Origin of the sequence: Rhodopseudomonas palustris (genome assembly GCF_003031265.1) — a bacterium.
Taxonomy (GTDB): Bacteria; Pseudomonadota; Alphaproteobacteria; order Rhizobiales; family Xanthobacteraceae; genus Rhodopseudomonas; species Rhodopseudomonas palustris_H.
This window is the reverse complement of sequence record NZ_CP019966.1, coordinates 5,008,555-5,025,123: the sequence shown is the minus strand read 5'-3', so window position 1 is coordinate 5,025,123 and position 16,569 is coordinate 5,008,555. Positions and strand designations below refer to the sequence as shown.

Here is a 16,569-nt window from a genome sequence, read left to right as displayed (position 1 = left end):
GGCTCGCGGAGGCAAGGTCTGCGAAGGCGCAACGCTCAACGACATCGTGGCCGGGCTCTGTCCCGGCCATTTGCCTTTGGGATTGCTGTCCGAGAATGGTGCGGTATCTGACTGTTTGTTGGTGCGCCATCGATTAGTTCGGGCGCCTGCCTTCCAAGAAAGTGAACCTGATACTCAGAATGCGTCCAACTCGGCTCAGGGAGCGCATCCACTATTCTGCAATGCCGCCATGCGCGCTGTGATTGGACAGTCCTTCTGACCGAATCCTTCGCCAGGAAAACCGCCGTCTCGACTGCTAATAAGCTCCGGCGCCGCGAAATCCTCCAGTCGTCCTACTTGTTCAGTAGTTCTACGGGGGCGTGGCTTAACCCCCCCTCAATCTGCAAGCTGCACATTGGTTCCGGAATTGGACCGGTGACTGCGCCCCTGTGCTCGCTGTGGTGCGCGGTGTCGTACCAATTCCTGTTATTTGGTCTTCCATCAGACGAGTAGATGCCGATGCTTTCCAGACTCTCGATTCGTACCAAGATCATTGCGCTCGTGGCGCTGCTTCTCGTGGCCGTGTCAGGGATCGGTGGCCTGGGTCTGCTCAAGATGCGGACCCTGAATGACTCGACGGTCGACATCGCCACCAACTGGCTGCCGAGCGTTCGCGTCCTTGGCGACATCCGAACCTCGCTGGCAATGTACCGCGTGACCCTGCGGGCTCATGCGATGGAAGCGACGGCGGAAGGCAAGGCGACGGCCGCGAAGCGAATTGCCGGCGTCGAAGAGGTCATCAACAAGCAGCTCGCCGCCTATCGCAAGATGATCACGTCGCCGGAAGAGAAGGCGCTGTACGAGGAGTTCAGCAAGGAGCTGAACGTCTATCTCGATGGAGCCAAGAAGGCGATCGAGATGTCGCAGCAAAGTCTCGGTCAATCCACCGCGGAGCTTGGCGTCTACCTGACCAAGACGCTTGGCCCGATCGGCAGCCGCGTTGACGCGGTCCTGCAGAAGAGCGTGGATTTGAATAATAACGGCGCCGATCAGTCGACCGCGACGGCGGAGGCCGCTTATAGCTCGGCGGTCATGATCGTCGTCACCATTCTTGTGCTCGCGATGGCTTTCGGCTTCATCGCCAGCTATCTGGTGATCCGCGACATCAGCCGCGGCATCGCGTCGATTATCGAGCCGATGCAGGCGCTGGGCCAGGGCAATCTCGCTGCCGAGGTGCCGCATCGCGGCGAGTCGACCGAAATCGGCGCGATGGCGGATTCGCTGCAGATCTTCAAGGAAGCGCTGATCGCCAAGCGCGAGGCCGATCTCGCCGCGGCCCGCGAGGCCGAGGAAAAGATCGCGCGCGGCCACCGGGTCGACGCGGCCACCCGGCAGTTCGAATCTGCGATCAGCGAAATCGTCGAAACGGTGTCGTCGGCCTCCACCGAGCTGGAAGCTTCGGCCGGCACATTGACCTCGACCGCCGATCGCTCCCAGGAGCTGGCGACCTCGGTCGCCGCGGCGTCCGAAGAAGCCTCCACCAACGTTCAGTCGGTCGCCTCCGCGACCGAGGAGATGTCGTCGTCGATCACCGAGATCAGCCGTCAGGTGCAGGAGTCCTCGCGGATCGCCTCGGAAGCGGTGGACCAGGCGCGCAAGACCAACGACAGCGTCGGTGATCTTTCGGAAGCGGCCAGCCGGATCGGCGACGTCGTCGAACTGATCAACACCATTGCGGGCCAGACCAACCTGTTGGCGCTCAATGCCACGATCGAGGCGGCGCGCGCCGGTGAGGCCGGTCGCGGCTTCGCGGTGGTGGCGGCTGAGGTCAAGGCGCTGGCGGAGCAGACCGCGAAAGCCACCGGCGAAATCGGCCAGCACATTTCGGGAATCCAGTCGGCGACCAACGAGTCGGTCAATGCGATCCGCGAGATCGGTATGACCATCGGGCGGATGTCCGAGATTTCGTCGGCGATCGCCGCCGCGGTCGAGGAGCAGGGCGCCGCCACCCAGGAAATCTCCCGCAACGTGCAGCAGGCGGCGCATGGCACCCAGCAGGTGTCGGCGAACATTACCGACGTGCAGCGTGGCGCGACCGAGACTGGTTCGGCCTCCGCCCAGGTGCTGTCGGCGGCGCAGTCGCTGTCACAGGAATCGAGCCGGCTGAAGATCGAGGTCACCCGGTTCCTCGATACGGTTCGCGCGGCCTGATCGCCGCGCCGTCTTCCCCCTTCAACTCCGCGTCATGCCCGGCCTCGTGCCGGGCATCGACGTTTTTGAGCATTTCTGATTTCGACGAATCAGGACCGCACTTCCTAGCGGTCGCAGCTTGCAGAACCTCATGGTGAGGAGGCGCGAAGCGCCGTCTCGAACCATGTGCCGCAAGCCCTGCGGCTCCTCATCCTTCGAGACGCCCGGCTTTGCCGGGCTCCTCAGGATGAGGACTTTAGTGCCCTTGGAAAGGCCAAGTTCGCTTCAATCAATCGATGAAGCGCTCTAGGGGGGAGACGGCGCTGTGCGCCTCCTCATCGTGAGGTTCTGTCTGCGGTTAGTCCGCCAAAGCGCGGCTCTGATTCCAATAGAGCGGAATCGCCCTCAGGCGAAGCGCTTGGCGATCAGCAGGCAGAGCAGCACCGAACCCGAGGTTGCCATCACGATCGCCATGTTGGTCAGGTTCTGAGTCAGCATCGAGAGCCACGCGCCGCCTACCGCGGCGGCCGGCTTGCGTCGTTTCGCTTTGGAGGTCTTGGCGGCCATGGCGCGATCCGGTCAGAGCGGTGATCGGGCATGTTCCCGATCCGGCGCCGAGTATCCGGCGCAGCGTTGGCCAAAGCCTTAACCGCGGCGATGTTCAGCCTCTGATCACGCTCCATGGTTTACGGATCTCGGCTCCGTGATGGTTCGATGTCTGGTCAGACGAGGCATGCGGTTTGCAAGCTCGCCTTCAGATTGAATCTGGCCGAAGCCGTCCGCAGTTTTGTGCCAAATCAAACCATTTGGCAGGGCTCTTTTGTTAGATTGAGAATTGATAGCGCCTGTTACAATCGTTCTAAACTCCCGATGGCGCCGGCTTGAATCTCTTGACCTTCACGGCGCCGATTGGAAGAACGAGTAATGACCCAAACCCCCCTTCATAACGGCCACAGCCATCACCAGCCGATCCTGCTGGGGAACGCGCGACGCGGCTATCGCGGCGTCGTCCAGGCGATCGATCCGCACCGCGGCACGTCGTCGTTGCAGCCGATCGAGTTGGAAAGCCGACTGATCGAACTCGGCTTCGTCGAGGGGGCCAAGGTCGAAGTGTTGCACGAGGGTATCATCGGCCGGGATCCGATCGCGGTCCGGGTCGACAACATCACCATCGCGGTTCGCCGCCGCGAGGCGATGGCCATCGTGTTGATGTGACGCGCAGATTGCAGCTTCTTGATTTGGCGATTGCGCGATGAGCTCGATCGATTCTCAGCCGTTCAACCTTGCCCTGGTTGGAACACCCAATAGCGGCAAGACCTCCCTGTTCAACGCGCTGACGGGTAGCCGCCAGAAGGTGGCGAACTACCCGGGCGTGACCGTCGAGCGCAAGACCGGCCTGTTCACCACGCCGGCTGGCCGCGTCGTCAGCCTGGTCGATCTACCAGGCACCTATTCGCTGCGCGGCCGCAGCCCCGACGAAGAGATCACCCGCGATGTCGTGCTCGGCCGCAAGTCGGGCGAGCCGGTGCCGGATCTGGTGCTGTGTGTTGCCGACTCGACAAACCTGCGGCTGACCTTCCGGCTGATGCTGGAATTGAAGGGGACCGGCCGTCCGCTGATGCTCGTGCTGAACATGTACGACATCGCGATGCGCCGCGGCGTCACGGTCGATGTCGAGAAGCTTTCGGCGCAGCTTGGTATTCCGGTGGTGACGTCGATTGCGGTCCGCAAGGGCGGCACCGCGGAGCTGCTGAAACGGACCGATGAATTCGCCGCCCAGACGCCGGCGCCCGCGACCGACACCAATTGGCGACCGCTGTCCACCAGCGAGCTGCGCGCCCTGCAGCGCGAGGCCGACCGCATCATCGGCGAGTGCGTCAGCCTGCCGGCGCGGCCCCACACCCTGACGGCTCAGATCGACCGGGTGGTGCTGCATCCCGTCGCCGGCCTGCTGATCCTGATCCTGATCCTGTTCGTGATGTTCCAGGCGGTGTTCTCCTGGGCGCAGCCGATCATGGAGCTGATCTCCGGGGGCTTCGAGGCTCTCGGCGCATTCGTCCAGGCCAACTTGCCCGAGGGGCTGCTGCAGAGCTTTCTGCAGAACGGCGTGATCTCCGGCGTCGGCAGCGTCCTCGTGTTCCTGCCGCAGATCATCATCATCTTCCTGTTCATCCTGCTGCTGGAAGACCTCGGCTACATGGCGCGCGCCGCGTTCCTGATGGATCGCATCATGGGCGGCGCCGGTCTGCACGGCCGGGCGTTCATTCCGCTGCTGTCGAGCTTTGCCTGCGCGATCCCCGGAATCATGGCGACGCGCGTGATCGACAACCGCCGTGACCGCCTCACCACCATCCTGATCGCGCCGCTGATGACCTGCTCGGCGCGCATTCCGGTCTATACGCTGATCATCTCGGCGTTCGTGCCGGCCAAGGATGTGTTCGGCTGGATCAATCTGCAGGGGCTGGTGATGTTCGGCCTCTACACCGCGGGCATTGTCAGCGCCCTGACGGTGTCGGCGCTGGTCAAGTTCTTCATGTGGCGCGACTACGAGCCGGCGCCGTTCATGCTCGAACTGCCGGACTACAAGCTGCCGCGGCTGAAGAGTGTGGCCATCGGCATCTATATCCGCGCCAAGATGTTCCTGCAGCGCGCCGGTACCACCATCTTCTCGATGATGGTGCTGATCTGGTTCCTGGCCTCGTTCCCGCGGCCTCCGATCGGCGCGACTGAGCCGGCGATCGACTACAGCCTGGCCTCGATCATCGGTCACGCGGTCGAGCCGGTGCTGGCGCCGCTCGGCTTCAACTGGCAGATCGCCGTGGCGCTGATCCCCGGCATGGCGGCGCGCGAGGTCGCGGTCGCGGCGCTTGGTACCGTCTATGCGATCGAGGGCGGCAAGGAAGCGGCCGAGCAGATCGGCCTGGTGCTTGCCTCGAAGTGGAGTCTGGCCACCGCGCTATCGCTGCTGGCCTGGTTCGTGTTCGCTCCGCAATGCGCCTCGACGCTGGCGGTGATCAAGCGCGAGACCGGAAGCTGGCGCTGGATGGGCGTCACCTTCGTCTACATGTTCGTGCTCGCCTATATCGCCAGCCTGATCACCTACAATGTCGCCGTCGCTCTCGGCGCCGGCTAGTCCGGCGTCACCGAGCGCAGTCCAGTGCTGCGCTCTGGATCGCTCACCCTAGAAGCGCTTCATCGATTGATTGAAGCGGATTTGACCTTTGCCAAGCGTCCGAAGTCCTCATCCTGAGGAGCCCGGCAAAGCCGGGCGTCTCGAAGGATGAGGAGCCATATCGCCTGCGGCGCATGGTTCGAGACGGCGCTTCGCGCCTCCTCACCATGAGGCTCTACAAGCTGCGACCGCTAGAGCGCTTCATCGATTGATTGAAGCGAACTTGGCCTTTCCAAGCGCACTAAAGTCCTCATCCTGAGGAGCCCGGCAAAGCCGGGCGTCTCGAAGGATGAGGAGCCGCAGGGCTTGCGGCACATGGTTCGAGACGGCGCTTCGCGCCTCCTCACCATGAGGTTCTGCAAGCTGCGACCGCTAGGAAGTGCGGTCCTGATTCCGTCGAAATCAGAAATGCTCTAGGAAGTTCGGTCCTGATTCTGTCAAAAGCAGAGATGCTCTAGGCGAAGCCTCGTGGTGAAGAGACACGCCGCGCCGTCTCGAACCATTTGCCGCGCGACATGCAACCGCTCATCCCGTCGAGACGCCCGGCTTTGCCGGGCTCCTCGGGACGAGGCGTCAGTCAATGTGGGAAGGCCATCTGGCGATGGCGAGCGGCAGGCCGTCGCTGGCCTAGAACACCGCGATCGGCTGCGCCGCGTAGCTCGGGCGGATTTCGGCCTGCGGCTGCACGGCGCGCAGCACCGCCTTGGCGATGCCGCGGCCGCGATCGTCGATCCCGGTCCACTGCGCATGGCGGCCGCGGGAATCCACTTCCAGCAGCTTGACGCCCTGAGGCACGTCCTGGCCGTCGCGCACGACGCCGCGCAGGATGCCGTCGCACGGCGCCCGCACCGGAACGCCGCCGAGGTGACCGATCGGATAGCCGTTGAAGACACGGCTGCCGATCTCGACCGCGGTCCGCCATCGGCCGCTGGCCTGAGAATATTGGAAGCGCTCGGCTCCGACGCCGCCGAGCGGGCTGGCGACGCCGACGGCCGCATCGGTCCAGCCGGAGCCGACGATCAGGCCGCTGCGGCCTGGACGGGTTTCGATCGCTACGTCGCAGTTCACCGCGGTCGAGAAGCCGGGCCCGAGGCCGACGCTGACGCGCGCGAGCCCGCGCAGGTCCGGCGTGACCCGGTGCTTCTGCATCCGCGCATCGATCAGCACGTCGACCGCGCTGATCGGCAGCAGGTCCGGCAACGCCAGCCAGGTCACCAGCACGTTGTTCGACCGGCGCAGCGCCTTGAAAATCTGGGTGGCGTGATCGACCCGCTCGCCACGCACGCCTTCGACCGTGACTTCGTCGCCGTACAGCGCGTCGTGAAACGCCATCTTGCGGCGGATCACCGGCGGAAACGGATCGTGCGACATCACCACACAGCAGCCGGCGCGGTGCAGATGCACAGCGACGGCGGAGGCGATCTCATTAGTCCCGAGCACGACCGCGAAGCCGCCGGCGCTGAGTTGGAGAGGCTGCGTCATCACCACCACGCTGTGTTCAGTGTCTGGAGCCTGTTTAAGCAAGAGCCGGACCAGACCGAGCGGGCGCTGTTAGTGGTAATGGGTGGCGGGTTTTGATGTCGGAAAGCCAACGTTGTGTCGGGTTGTGCGGCGCGAGCGGTGTCGCTGTAATGACATCGGCTGGCAACTAGGTGTGGTTTGTCGGCCTAAATCGAACGTCGTAGCGGTTGGCCCGGTTCATGCAAGTTCACTTGCAACGAAACCGATGGAGACCGTCCCGTGCACCCTGAACCACTGCACGCAGAGCGGCCCGAACCCGCGCCCTCTTCGCCCCCTGCCGGGCGCCCCGCAGAGATGCCTCCTGGTATGCCGGCCGGAATGCCGTCGGCCACAGGCGGCGCCTGTCCGTTTCACAATGATCAGCGCGAGGCGCGCGTCGGCAAGCAAAAGACGTTGGTTCTGACCGGCGCGTCGCGCGGGATCGGCCATGCCACCGGCAAGCTGTTCTCCGACGCCGGCTGGCGCATCATTACCTGCTCGCGGCAGCCGTTCGCCGATGACCGCTGTCCGTGGGCGACCGGCCTTGAGAATCACGTCGCGGTCGAACTCGCCGACCATCGCGCGGTACCCCGGGCGATCGACGAGCTGAAAGAGAAGCTCGGCGGCGGCCCACTGAACGCCCTGATCAACAATGCGGCGATCTCCCCCAAGAACGCCGAAGGCGAGCGGCTGACGTCGCTGAATACGCCGGTCGGGACGTGGATGAGCGTGTTCCACGTCAACCTGCTGGCGCCGGTGATGCTGGCGCAGGGGCTGTTCGACGAACTGCGCGCTGGGCAGGGCTCGATCGTCAACGTCACCTCGATCGTCGGCTCGCGCGTGCATCCGTTCGCCGGCAGCGCCTACGCCACCTCGAAAGCGGCGCTGACCTGCCTGACCCGTGAGATGGCGCATGACTACGCGCCCTACGGCATCCGGGTGAATGCGATCGCGCCGGGCGAGATCAAGACTGACATCCTGTCGCCCGAAACCGAGGCCATGCTGGCGCCGACGATTCCGATGCGGCGGATCGGGACGCCGGAGGAGGTCGCCAAGGTGATGTTCTTCCTGTGCTCGGATGCAGCCAGCTACGTCACCGGTGAAGAAATTCACATCAACGGCGGTCAGCACGTCTGAGTGTCGGCTTCAGGCGAATAGTTCGCAATTAGTTGCGGTTGACTAGCAATCACACACGGCAGCCTGCTGGCTGCCGCTCTTTTGGTCGGTCAGTTTTGCGCTGCATCAATGCGGTAACGGCGGCGGACTGGTGCTAGAGTAGTAATCAGTTGATTATCAGCATTTTTATCAGTGGTAATGAACTAAGCAGAGCTAGCCATAACTTCCGCAGCGATGCAGCCAAGATGAGCACGACATCTGGTTGGAATTCATCCACAATCTCGCAATGCTCCGGATCTGACGGGGGAAGGCTCGGGAGCGATGGAGACGAGCTATGGCTCAGCGCGAAATCCGCCTTGTCGAAAACGAGTACCCATCGCCGTCGATGACCCATCCTCCGATACCGCTGAGTGATATCGCGCTCACCGGCATTTTCGAGATTTCGAAAATCCTCACCTCACCGGCGCGGCTGGAGATCACGCTCGCCAACGTCGTCAACCTGCTGCAGTCGTTCCTGCAGATGCGCAACGGCGTGGTGTCGCTGTTGGCGGATGACGGCATCCCCGATATTACCGTCGGCGTCGGCTGGAACGAAGGCAGCGACAACCGCTATCGCGCCCGGCTGCCTCAGAAGGCGATCGACCAGATCGTCGCCACCGCGGTGCCGCTGGTCGCCGACAATGTCTCCGCCCATCCGATGTTTACCGCCGCCGATGCGATGGCGCTCGGCGCTACTGACGAGACCCGGGTGTCGTTCATCGGGGTGCCGATCCGGATCGACTCGCGGGTGGTGGGGACGCTGAGCATCGATCGCGTCCGCGACGGCCGTTCGCATTTCCGGATGGACGCGGACGTGCGCTTCCTCACCATGGTGGCCAATCTGATCGGCCAGACCGTGAAGCTGCACCGCGTCGTCACCCGCGACCGCGAGCGGTTGATGGCGGAGAGCCACCGGTTGCAGAAGGAACTGTCCGAGCTGAAGCCGGAGCGCGAGCGCAAGCGGGTCAAGGTCGACGGCATCGTCGGCGAGAGCCCGGCGATCCGCAAACTGCTGGCCAAGGTCAGCATCATCGCCAAGTCGCAGTCGCCCGTGCTGCTGCGCGGCGAGTCCGGCACCGGCAAGGAGCTGATCGCGAAGGCGATTCACGAGCTGTCGGCGCGCGCCAACGGCCCGTTCATCAAGATCAACTGCGCGGCGCTGCCGGAATCGGTGCTGGAGTCCGAGCTGTTTGGGCACGAGAAGGGCGCGTTCACAGGCGCGATCGCCTCGCGCAAGGGGCGGTTCGAGCTCGCCGACAAGGGCACGCTGTTCCTCGACGAGATCGGTGAGATCTCCGCGTCGTTCCAGGCCAAGCTGCTGCGCGTCTTGCAGGAGCAGGAGTTCGAGCGGGTCGGCGGCAACCAGACCATCAAGGTCAATGTCCGCATCGTCGCCGCCACCAACCGCAATCTCGAAGAGGCGGTGGCTCGCAAGGAGTTTCGCGCCGACTTGTATTACCGCATCAATGTGGTGCCGATGATCCTGCCGCCGCTGCGCGACAGGCCCAGCGACATCCCGCTGCTGGCGACTGAATTCCTGAAGAACTTCAACAAGGAGAACGGCCGCGAGCTGGCCTTCGAGTCGCACGCGCTGGATCTGCTGAAGGCCTGCTCGTTCCCCGGCAACGTGCGCGAGCTGGAGAACTGCGTGCGCCGCACCGCCACCCTGGCGATGGGGCCGGAAATCCGCGACAGCGATTTCGCCTGTCACCAGGACGAGTGCCTGTCGGCGATCCTGTGGAAGGGCCACGCCGAACCTGCGCCAGAGCGTCCGCGCCCGGAAATTCCGCTCCAGGTCCTGCCACGCAAGGCGCCGGTGGAAATCGTGCATCCGCGCGAGCCGGTCGCATCAGCGGATGATTTTGCGTCGGCGCCGGTCCGTTCGGAGATCCCGTCCGACGAATCGAACATGTCGGAGCGCGAGCGGCTGATCAACGCCATGGAGCGAGCCGGGTGGGTGCAGGCGAAGGCCGCGCGCATTCTCGGCCTCACGCCGCGCCAGATCGGCTACGCGCTGAAGAAGCACAACATCGAGCTCAAGCACTTCTGACGCGCCTGCCGCGCGCTCATCTTCGGCCGAACTCGCGGCGCTCCTCAGCGTCGCGCGTTCGGCTGCCCGTATGCACTTCAACGCGGATCTCTGCCGTGTGAGACGGGGCTTAATGACGGGTCAGGATGCCTGTCAGACTTGCGACAAGTGTCGGGGGCCCTACACCGGCGCGGGCCCTCTGAGGCGACAAATAGTTCTTTAAAATCAATCATCACGCATCTGGCACGCGGCTTGAAAGACAACTGGTCAGCAGCACTCTGCGAACCAGGAGCCGACCATGGCCTACAAGATTGTTACCTCCCAGTGCACCGTCTGCGGTGCGTGTGAATTCGAATGCCCGAACGCCGCGATCAGCATGAAGCGCGGCACCTACGTGATCGACGCGACCAAGTGCACCGAGTGCGAAGGTCAGTTCGACAAGCCGCAGTGCGTCTCGGTCTGCCCGGTCGACAACACCTGCGTGCCGGCCTGACGCGTGATCTTGCAAGACGGCCGACGCCTTGACCGTCGGACGCCGTCTTCAACGGATCGCCGCGCCAGCGGATCGGAATTGATCTTCGCCGGCTCGGTTGCAGCACCATCACCCACCGTCAAGCCGCCTGTCGTGCGGCGATCGAACGAGGCCCGGATATGAGCAAGCTGCTGCAACTGCATGATTTCAGCGCGCTGGGAACGACGTCGTTCGACGAGATGCGCAAGAGCGCAGCGCAATCGGGCTGCAGCAGCAAGGGCGGCGCCGGCAAGACCAGCTGCGGCTCGGCCGCAGGTCCCAGCGATCTGCCGCCGGAAGTTTGGGAGAAGGTGAAGAACCATCCCTGCTATAGCGAGCAGGCGCACCATCACTTCGCCCGCATGCACGTCGCGGTCGCGCCCGCGTGCAACATCCAGTGTAATTACTGCAATCGCAAATACGATTGCGCCAACGAATCCCGCCCCGGCGTGGTCAGCGAAAAGCTGACCCCGGAGCAGGCCGCGCGCAAGGTCGTCGCAGTGGCCTCGACCATCCCGCAGATGACTGTGCTCGGCATCGCCGGCCCGGGCGATGCGCTCGCCAATCCGGCCAAGACCTTCAAGACCTTCGAGTTGGTCACTGAGACCGCACCCGACATCAAGCTGTGCCTGTCGACCAACGGCCTGATGCTGCCCGACTATGTCGAGCAGATCGCCGCCATGAAGGTCGATCACGTCACCATCACCATCAATATGGTGGATCCCGAAGTCGGCGCGAAGATCTATCCGTGGATCTTCTACAATCACCGCCGCTACACCGGCGTCGAGGCTTCGAAGATCCTCAGCGAACGGCAGTTGCTCGGCCTGGAGATGCTGGTCGCGCGCGGCATCCTGGTGAAGGTCAACTCGGTGATGATCCCGGGGATCAACGACGAGCATCTGATCGAGGTCAACAAGGCGGTGAAGTCGCGCGGCGCCTTCCTGCACAACATCATGCCGCTGATCTCCGAAGCCGAGCACGGCACTGCATTCGGCCTGTCCGGCCAGCGCGGCCCGACCGCGCAGGAGCTCAAGGCGCTGCAGGATGCCTGCGAAGGCGAGATGAACATGATGCGGCACTGCCGGCAGTGCCGTGCCGACGCCGTCGGTCTGCTCGGCGAGGACCGTAGCGCCGAATTCACCACCGAAAAGGTGATGGCGATGGACGTCGAATACGACCTTGCCGCGCGCCAGGCCTACCAGGCCAAGGTCGAGGCCGAGCGCGACGCGATCGCGGTCGCCAAGCAGCGCGAGCTGGACAAGCTCGCCGACGAGACCGCGACCATCAAGATCCAGGTGGCAATCGCCACCAAGGGCGGCGGCGTCATCAATGAGCACTTCGGCCACGCTCACGAATTCCAGATCTACGAAGTGTCGACTGCCGGTGCGAAGTTCGTCGGTCACCGCCGCGTCGATCTGTATTGCGAAGGCGGCTACGCCAGCGAATCCGGCATCGAGCCGATCCTCAAGGCGCTGAACGACTGCACCGCCGTCCTGGTTGCCAAGATCGGCATGTGCCCGAAGGATTCGCTTGCAGGTGCCGGCATCGAGGCGGTCGAGTCGTATGCGTTCGAATACATCGAGCAGTCAGTGATCGCGTACTTCAAGGAGTACCTCGAGCGCGTCGGTAAGTCGGAGATCCGCCACGTCGCGCGCGGCGATGCCACGATCCGCCAGGGCGCCTTCACCGAGGCTTAGGGCGAGCGCAGCGAAGGGGAACGGCCATGGCCTACAAGATCGTCGCCTCGCAATGCACCGGCTGCTCGGCCTGCGAGCCGCAGTGCCCGAATGTGGCGATCTTCGAGAAGGGCGGCACCTTCGCGATCGATCCTTCGAAGTGCTCGGAGTGCATCGGCCACTACGACGAGCCGCAATGTGTCGCGGTGTGCCCGGTCGACGGCACCTGCGTGATCGACAATTCCGTCCCGCGCTACCAGGCAGCATGAGGCGATTCCGATGGATATGAGCTTCACCCCCTCGGCCGAGAAATTCATCCGTCGCATGCTGCGGTTCAGCGGCGGCACCGGCGGCTTCCGCCTGGTGGTCAGCGCCGGCGGCTGCTCCGGCCTGTCGGCGCAGTTCGATATCGCCGGCGCGCCGCACACCGGGGACGCGGTGGTCGATCGCGGCGACTACAAGCTGTTTTTGCCGGAATCGAGCTTGAAGCTGCTCGAAGGCGTGGTGATCGATTTCATGGAGACGCCGACCTCAAGCGGCTTCATGTTCCACGACCCGAAGGGATCGAACTGTCAGTGCGCCAGCGACAGCGGGTCCAAGCCGACCGCCGGTCTGCACCAGCTGCGGGAGCTGTGAGCCATGCCCGACCTGATGCACAGCGAACTGACGATGTCTGGTCCGGAGCAGTCGCTGCTGGCCGGGGCGCTGCTCGGCGCCGGTCTGCCGGCAGACGCACATCGGCATCTCGAACTGGCGGGCCGTGACTATCAGAGCGAGGCGCTGGCTGAGCAGCATCTGCGCGAAGCTCATCTGCTGGCGCCCGACCATGCCGCAGTGCTGATCGGGCTGTACCGGTTCTATTTCTATAAGGGCCGTCTCGGCGAGGCACTCGAAGTGGCGCAGGCCTGCCTGTGCAAGGCGGCGCGCGACAATGGCCTGGCCTCCGACTGGCGCAAGGTGCGCCGCGGCGATGCCGAGTTCTCCAGCTATTCGGCGGTGCTGCCGCGGTTCTATCTGTTTGCGCTGAAGGCCTACGCCTATTTGCAGATGCGGCTCGGCCAGCTCGACGAAGGTCACGCGGCTGTCGAGAAGCTGCTCGAACTCGATCCGACCGACAAGGTCGGCGCTGCCGTGCTGCTCGAGGTGTGGCGGCGGATAGGGCAGGACGATGACGACTGACATCGACGAAGCCCGTGATTGGCAGGGCAATGAGGTTGATTGTGCGTCGTGCCCGCATCACGAGCTGCTGTCCGCCGGGCTGTGCGAATTGAAGAAGGCGTGTGTCCAGGATCGCTATGCGCGGCGGCTGGAGCGGTTCTTCCAGCAGAACCGCGGGCTCGCCGATTCGTATCTCGACCATCCCTATTTCGAGACGCGCGCGGTTGCGGCCGGCTATGCCACGGTGTTCCTGCTGCCGAAGCTGCTGCAGGATCCCGACGAGACGGTGCGGTGGAGCGCGGCACGCCGGCTGCCGAAGCGCTATCTGCTCGGCCTGCGCAGCGACCCGCATCGCGAAGTGCGGATCCGCGTCGCCTCGGTGCTGAGCGACGACGAGCTGCGCCCGATGGCGAGCGACGAGGATTATTATGTCCGCCAGATCGTGGCGCGGCGGGCATCGCCCGGCCTGCTGCCGCTGTTGGTGCTCGATCCCGATCCCGGCGTGCGCCGCGAAGTGGCTCGGCGGATCGGCCCGGAATGGCTGGCCCAGATCGCGATGGATAAGGACGGCGAAGTTCGTCTCGAAGCCGCAAAGCGAATGACGCCCGGCCGGCTGCTGGCGATGCTCGGTGATGCCGATTGGCGGGTTCGCTACGAAGTCGCCAGCCGTGTCGACGCCTACGAACTGGCGCCGCTGCTCGACGATCCCGATCCGCTGGTGCGCGAGCTGGCGCGCAGCCGCAGCGGCTTCACCGAACCTGCACAGCTCAAACCCGCAACGGAGCCCTCGCCATGAACATCGCGCGTGACAGCGACATCGTCGAGCTGGATGGCCCGCCGGACTTTGAATACGGCCAGAAGGTCCGGGCGCGGCTCAACATCCGCAACGACGGCACCTTTCCAGGCAAGGAGATCGGCGAGGTGCTGGTGAAGAAGGGCGACGAGGGCTACGTCGTCTCGATCGGCACCTTCCTGCAGCAGTTCTACATCTACGGCGTCGACTTCGTGGCGCAGGGCCGCATCGTCGGCATGAAGCGGCGGGAGTTGGTCGCGGTCGAAGCTTTTCAGGCCGAAACGCAGGAGGCAGTGTGATGACGCCGGAGCCGCGATACCAATGGGGCCAGCGCGTCCGCGCCGAGATCGACCTGTTCAATGACGGCAGCTTTCCGGACCAGCCGGAGGACGCGCTGCTGGTGAAGAGCGGCGACGCCGGCGAGATCGTCCGGATCGGCCTGCACACCGAAACCAATCGGCCAGTTTATCTCGTCGAATTCGCCGAACACCGGGTGATCGGCTGTCTCGAAGACGAAATCACCCCACTCTGACTGTCGCCGCGGCGGCCAAGCAAAGGACCACCCTCGATGAAAGTGATGATCCGCAAGACCGCGACCGGTCACTCCGCCTATGTCGCCAAGAAGGACCTCGAGGAGCCGATCGTCGCGATGGAGAATCCCGCGCTTTGGGGCGGCAAGGTTACGCTTGCCAATGGCTGGCAGCTCGAACTGCCGGTGATGGCGGCGGACACGCCACTGCCGATCACCGTCGAAGCCCGCAAGCTCTGACCATGGCGCTGTCGCCCGACGATCTCGCCCGGCTCGACGCGCTGCTCGGAGGCGACGCGGCTGATGTCGGTGCGCTGAAGACGGTGCGGCAGGAGCTTTCCGGCCTGTCGCTGACGCAGTGTGACGCGTCCGACATCTATGCGGAGCAGCCGTTCCGCGATTATCCGCGGTTCAGCGTTTATCTGGTCGACGGATCGAACCATTGCTGGACCATCACGACCGATGCGGCGCGCGCGACCGGCCTGGTGGTGGTCCATCACAAGGCTGCAAGAGCAATCTAACAGGGAGCAGGATCATGCCGGCACAAGCACTCGACGACATCGCCGCAGGCTTGTTGCGCGGCCGGGTGATCCCGTATCTCGGCTCGGCCTGCGTGGCGCTCGGCGAATCGAGCAGCGTGCCGACCTCGCCGGCCGAGCTGGTGGCGCGGCTGACCGCGAAGACCACGGTGCCGTACAAGGTCCGCACCAATCTCACCGGCGCCGCGCAGTACATCGAGAACTTCAAGCACCGCAAAACGCTGACGACGATGATGGCGGAGGCGTTCCGGTCCTCGCCACAGCCGAACGAGCTGCATCGGATGCTGGCGTCGCTGCCCGAGCTGCCGCTGCTGGTCCACGCCTGGTATGACGACCTGCCACAGAAGGCGTTCGCCAATCGCCAGAATTGGGGCATGGCACAGGGCGTCAGCCAGAGCGAACATCACGGCCATTGGGTGAATTACTACAAGCCCGACGGCAGCGAGATTGCTGAGCCCGCACCCGGCATCGTGACCGAAGACGAGATGCCGCTGTATGCGCCGGTCCCGGACGAGGCGCTCGGCTGGACGACGATGCTGTATCAGCCGATCGGCTCGGTCGCGCCGGCGGCCAATTTTCTGGTGTCCGACAGCGACTATGTCGAAGTCCTGACCGAGATCGACATTCAGACGCCGATCCCGCTGACGGTGCAGCAGCTGCGCAAGGACAGGAACTTTCTGTTCCTCGGCTGCCGGTTCGATAACCAGCTCGACCGCGCATTCGCCCGCCAGATCATGAAGCGCTCCTCTGCCCAGCATTGGGCCGTGTTGCCGGATACGCCCACCCGCAACGAAGAGCGCTTCCTCGAGGAACAGTCCATCACCCGGATTGATTGGCCGCTGACGAAGTTCGTCGCCACGCTCGGCGAACTGCTGCAGAGCCAGGCGCTGACGGCGTAGGCGCTTCTTCGTCTCTTCCCACTCTCAATGAATGTCTTGGCCGGGCTCGTCCCGCCTGCGCCGAAGCTGCTTCGGCGCGGCGGCGGCTCGGCCATCTCCGTTCTTGCTCCAGGTCCTGCCGTACCCGTGAATGCCCGGCACAAGGCTGGGCACGACGATACGTGCACTCGCCCTGGTCATGGTGAGGAGCTTGGTCCTGCTTCCGTACAACTGGCCCTGGATTGCCTCGCTTCCCTCCCGATGACGCAGCGAAACCGTTTTCGAGTTGCGACAGAGTCTCGCTTAGCTCGCCCGGCCGGTATCAGTTTGTTTCGTTTCTAACAGCCGTCCCCTGCGATGTCGTCCGCTCGGCAGCGATGTCGGATTCTAAACATCTACGTACATTCTGCCCGGACATTCTACATCTCCGCGAAAACACACACTTTTTCGTCTCCGGCGA

General features: G+C 64.0%; 18 protein-coding genes. 16 read left to right on the top strand and 2 right to left on the bottom strand.

The window, feature by feature from the left end; genetic code table 11:
• The first annotated feature begins 498 nt into the window (after positions 1-498).
• Positions 499-2,190 carry a methyl-accepting chemotaxis protein gene (locus RPPS3_RS23355; protein ID WP_107346749.1) on the top strand — a complete coding sequence of 564 codons (1,692 nt, stop codon included), beginning with the start codon at positions 499-501 and terminating at the stop codon, positions 2,188-2,190.
• 384 nt (positions 2,191-2,574) lie between these two features.
• Here the strand turns inward: RPPS3_RS23355 and RPPS3_RS24700 are convergent, their stop codons facing one another.
• Positions 2,575-2,736: a hypothetical protein gene (locus RPPS3_RS24700; protein WP_199852173.1), complete on the bottom strand. Its 162-nt coding sequence runs from the start codon at positions 2,734-2,736 to the stop codon at positions 2,575-2,577.
• A gap of 357 nt (positions 2,737-3,093) precedes the next feature.
• On the opposite strand from RPPS3_RS24700, the gene RPPS3_RS23350 reads away from it, so the two are divergent.
• Positions 3,094-3,384 carry a FeoA family protein gene (locus RPPS3_RS23350; RefSeq protein WP_107346178.1) on the top strand — a complete coding sequence of 97 codons (291 nt, stop codon included), beginning with the start codon at positions 3,094-3,096 and terminating at the stop codon, positions 3,382-3,384.
• A gap of 37 nt (positions 3,385-3,421) precedes the next feature.
• Entirely contained in the window at positions 3,422-5,302 is a 1,881-nt protein-coding gene (feoB, locus tag RPPS3_RS23345; protein WP_107346177.1) for a ferrous iron transporter B, read from the top strand.
• Positions 5,303-5,968: 666 nt separating this feature from the next.
• Here the strand turns inward: feoB and RPPS3_RS23340 are convergent.
• Positions 5,969-6,823, bottom strand: a complete 855-nt coding sequence (locus RPPS3_RS23340; RefSeq protein WP_107346176.1) for a xanthine dehydrogenase — start codon at positions 6,821-6,823, stop codon at positions 5,969-5,971.
• Between the two features lie 357 nt (positions 6,824-7,180).
• On the opposite strand from RPPS3_RS23340, the gene RPPS3_RS23335 reads away from it, so the two are divergent.
• The 13 genes from RPPS3_RS23335 (at position 7,181) to RPPS3_RS23275 (ending at position 16,130) form a co-directional block, all read left to right on the top strand.
• Positions 7,181-7,978, top strand: coding sequence for an SDR family NAD(P)-dependent oxidoreductase (locus RPPS3_RS23335; protein ID WP_349626913.1), 798 nt, complete (start codon positions 7,181-7,183; stop codon positions 7,976-7,978).
• 313 nt (positions 7,979-8,291) lie between these two features.
• Positions 8,292-10,046, top strand: a complete 1,755-nt coding sequence (gene nifA, locus RPPS3_RS23330; protein WP_107346174.1) for a nif-specific transcriptional activator NifA — start codon at positions 8,292-8,294, stop codon at positions 10,044-10,046.
• 277 nt (positions 10,047-10,323) lie between these two features.
• The gene (locus RPPS3_RS23325; protein ID WP_011160163.1) at positions 10,324-10,518 is read left to right on the top strand and encodes a 4Fe-4S binding protein; all 195 of its coding nucleotides are present in this window, start codon (positions 10,324-10,326) and stop codon (positions 10,516-10,518) included.
• Positions 10,519-10,676: 158 nt separating this feature from the next.
• Entirely contained in the window at positions 10,677-12,233 is a 1,557-nt protein-coding gene (nifB, locus tag RPPS3_RS23320) for a nitrogenase cofactor biosynthesis protein NifB (RefSeq protein WP_107346173.1), read from the top strand.
• A gap of 26 nt (positions 12,234-12,259) precedes the next feature.
• Entirely contained in the window at positions 12,260-12,481 is a 222-nt protein-coding gene (locus RPPS3_RS23315; protein WP_107346172.1) for a 4Fe-4S binding protein, read from the top strand.
• A 10-nt stretch (positions 12,482-12,491) separates the two neighbouring features.
• Positions 12,492-12,848: a HesB/IscA family protein gene (locus tag RPPS3_RS23310; protein ID WP_107346171.1), complete on the top strand. Its 357-nt coding sequence runs from the start codon at positions 12,492-12,494 to the stop codon at positions 12,846-12,848.
• 3 nt (positions 12,849-12,851) lie between these two features.
• Positions 12,852-13,391: a hypothetical protein gene (locus RPPS3_RS23305; protein ID WP_107346170.1), complete on the top strand. Its 540-nt coding sequence runs from the start codon at positions 12,852-12,854 to the stop codon at positions 13,389-13,391.
• Complete coding sequence (locus RPPS3_RS23300; RefSeq protein WP_107346169.1) at positions 13,381-14,166, top strand: 4Fe4S-binding leucine-rich repeat protein; 786 nt, start codon at positions 13,381-13,383, stop codon at positions 14,164-14,166. The genes RPPS3_RS23305 and RPPS3_RS23300 overlap by 11 nt, the downstream gene beginning before the upstream one ends.
• A complete protein-coding gene (locus tag RPPS3_RS23295) occupies positions 14,163-14,462 on the top strand; it encodes a nitrogen fixation protein NifZ (RefSeq protein ID WP_107346168.1) in 300 nt (99 codons plus the stop codon). Before RPPS3_RS23300 ends, RPPS3_RS23295 begins: the two co-directional genes overlap by 4 nt.
• Complete coding sequence (locus RPPS3_RS23290) at positions 14,462-14,695, top strand: nitrogen fixation protein NifZ (protein WP_107346167.1); 234 nt, start codon at positions 14,462-14,464, stop codon at positions 14,693-14,695. Before RPPS3_RS23295 ends, RPPS3_RS23290 begins: the two co-directional genes overlap by 1 nt.
• 36 nt (positions 14,696-14,731) lie before the next feature.
• Entirely contained in the window at positions 14,732-14,932 is a 201-nt protein-coding gene (gene nifT, locus RPPS3_RS23285; RefSeq protein ID WP_107346166.1) for a putative nitrogen fixation protein NifT, read from the top strand.
• Between the two features lie 2 nt (positions 14,933-14,934).
• On the top strand, positions 14,935-15,213 hold the full coding sequence (locus RPPS3_RS23280; protein ID WP_107346165.1) for a hypothetical protein: 279 nt from the start codon (positions 14,935-14,937) through the stop codon (positions 15,211-15,213).
• A 14-nt stretch (positions 15,214-15,227) separates the two neighbouring features.
• Positions 15,228-16,130 carry an SIR2 family protein gene (locus RPPS3_RS23275; RefSeq protein WP_107346164.1) on the top strand — a complete coding sequence of 301 codons (903 nt, stop codon included), beginning with the start codon at positions 15,228-15,230 and terminating at the stop codon, positions 16,128-16,130.
• The last annotated feature ends 439 nt before the right edge of the window (positions 16,131-16,569 follow it).

Bases quoted from the DNA above. Each gene is read 5' to 3' on its own strand.
- RPPS3_RS23355 (WP_107346749.1), top strand. From the start codon at position 499: ATGCTTTCCAGACTCTCGATTCGTACCAAGATCATTGCGCTCGTGGCG.
- RPPS3_RS24700 (WP_199852173.1), bottom strand. From the start codon at position 2,736: ATGGCCGCCAAGACCTCCAAAGCGAAACGACGCAAGCCGGCCGCCGCG.
- RPPS3_RS23350 (WP_107346178.1), top strand. From the start codon at position 3,094: ATGACCCAAACCCCCCTTCATAACGGCCACAGCCATCACCAGCCGATC.
- feoB (WP_107346177.1), top strand. From the start codon at position 3,422: ATGAGCTCGATCGATTCTCAGCCGTTCAACCTTGCCCTGGTTGGAACA.
- RPPS3_RS23340 (WP_107346176.1), bottom strand. From the start codon at position 6,823: ATGACGCAGCCTCTCCAACTCAGCGCCGGCGGCTTCGCGGTCGTGCTC.
- RPPS3_RS23335 (WP_349626913.1), top strand. From the start codon at position 7,181: ATGCCGTCGGCCACAGGCGGCGCCTGTCCGTTTCACAATGATCAGCGC.
- nifA (WP_107346174.1), top strand. From the start codon at position 8,292: ATGGCTCAGCGCGAAATCCGCCTTGTCGAAAACGAGTACCCATCGCCG.
- RPPS3_RS23325 (WP_011160163.1), top strand. From the start codon at position 10,324: ATGGCCTACAAGATTGTTACCTCCCAGTGCACCGTCTGCGGTGCGTGT.
- nifB (WP_107346173.1), top strand. From the start codon at position 10,677: ATGAGCAAGCTGCTGCAACTGCATGATTTCAGCGCGCTGGGAACGACG.
- RPPS3_RS23315 (WP_107346172.1), top strand. From the start codon at position 12,260: ATGGCCTACAAGATCGTCGCCTCGCAATGCACCGGCTGCTCGGCCTGC.
- RPPS3_RS23310 (WP_107346171.1), top strand. From the start codon at position 12,492: ATGGATATGAGCTTCACCCCCTCGGCCGAGAAATTCATCCGTCGCATG.
- RPPS3_RS23305 (WP_107346170.1), top strand. From the start codon at position 12,852: ATGCCCGACCTGATGCACAGCGAACTGACGATGTCTGGTCCGGAGCAG.
- RPPS3_RS23300 (WP_107346169.1), top strand. From the start codon at position 13,381: ATGACGACTGACATCGACGAAGCCCGTGATTGGCAGGGCAATGAGGTT.
- RPPS3_RS23295 (WP_107346168.1), top strand. From the start codon at position 14,163: ATGAACATCGCGCGTGACAGCGACATCGTCGAGCTGGATGGCCCGCCG.
- RPPS3_RS23290 (WP_107346167.1), top strand. From the start codon at position 14,462: ATGACGCCGGAGCCGCGATACCAATGGGGCCAGCGCGTCCGCGCCGAG.
- nifT (WP_107346166.1), top strand. From the start codon at position 14,732: ATGAAAGTGATGATCCGCAAGACCGCGACCGGTCACTCCGCCTATGTC.
- RPPS3_RS23280 (WP_107346165.1), top strand. From the start codon at position 14,935: ATGGCGCTGTCGCCCGACGATCTCGCCCGGCTCGACGCGCTGCTCGGA.
- RPPS3_RS23275 (WP_107346164.1), top strand. From the start codon at position 15,228: ATGCCGGCACAAGCACTCGACGACATCGCCGCAGGCTTGTTGCGCGGC.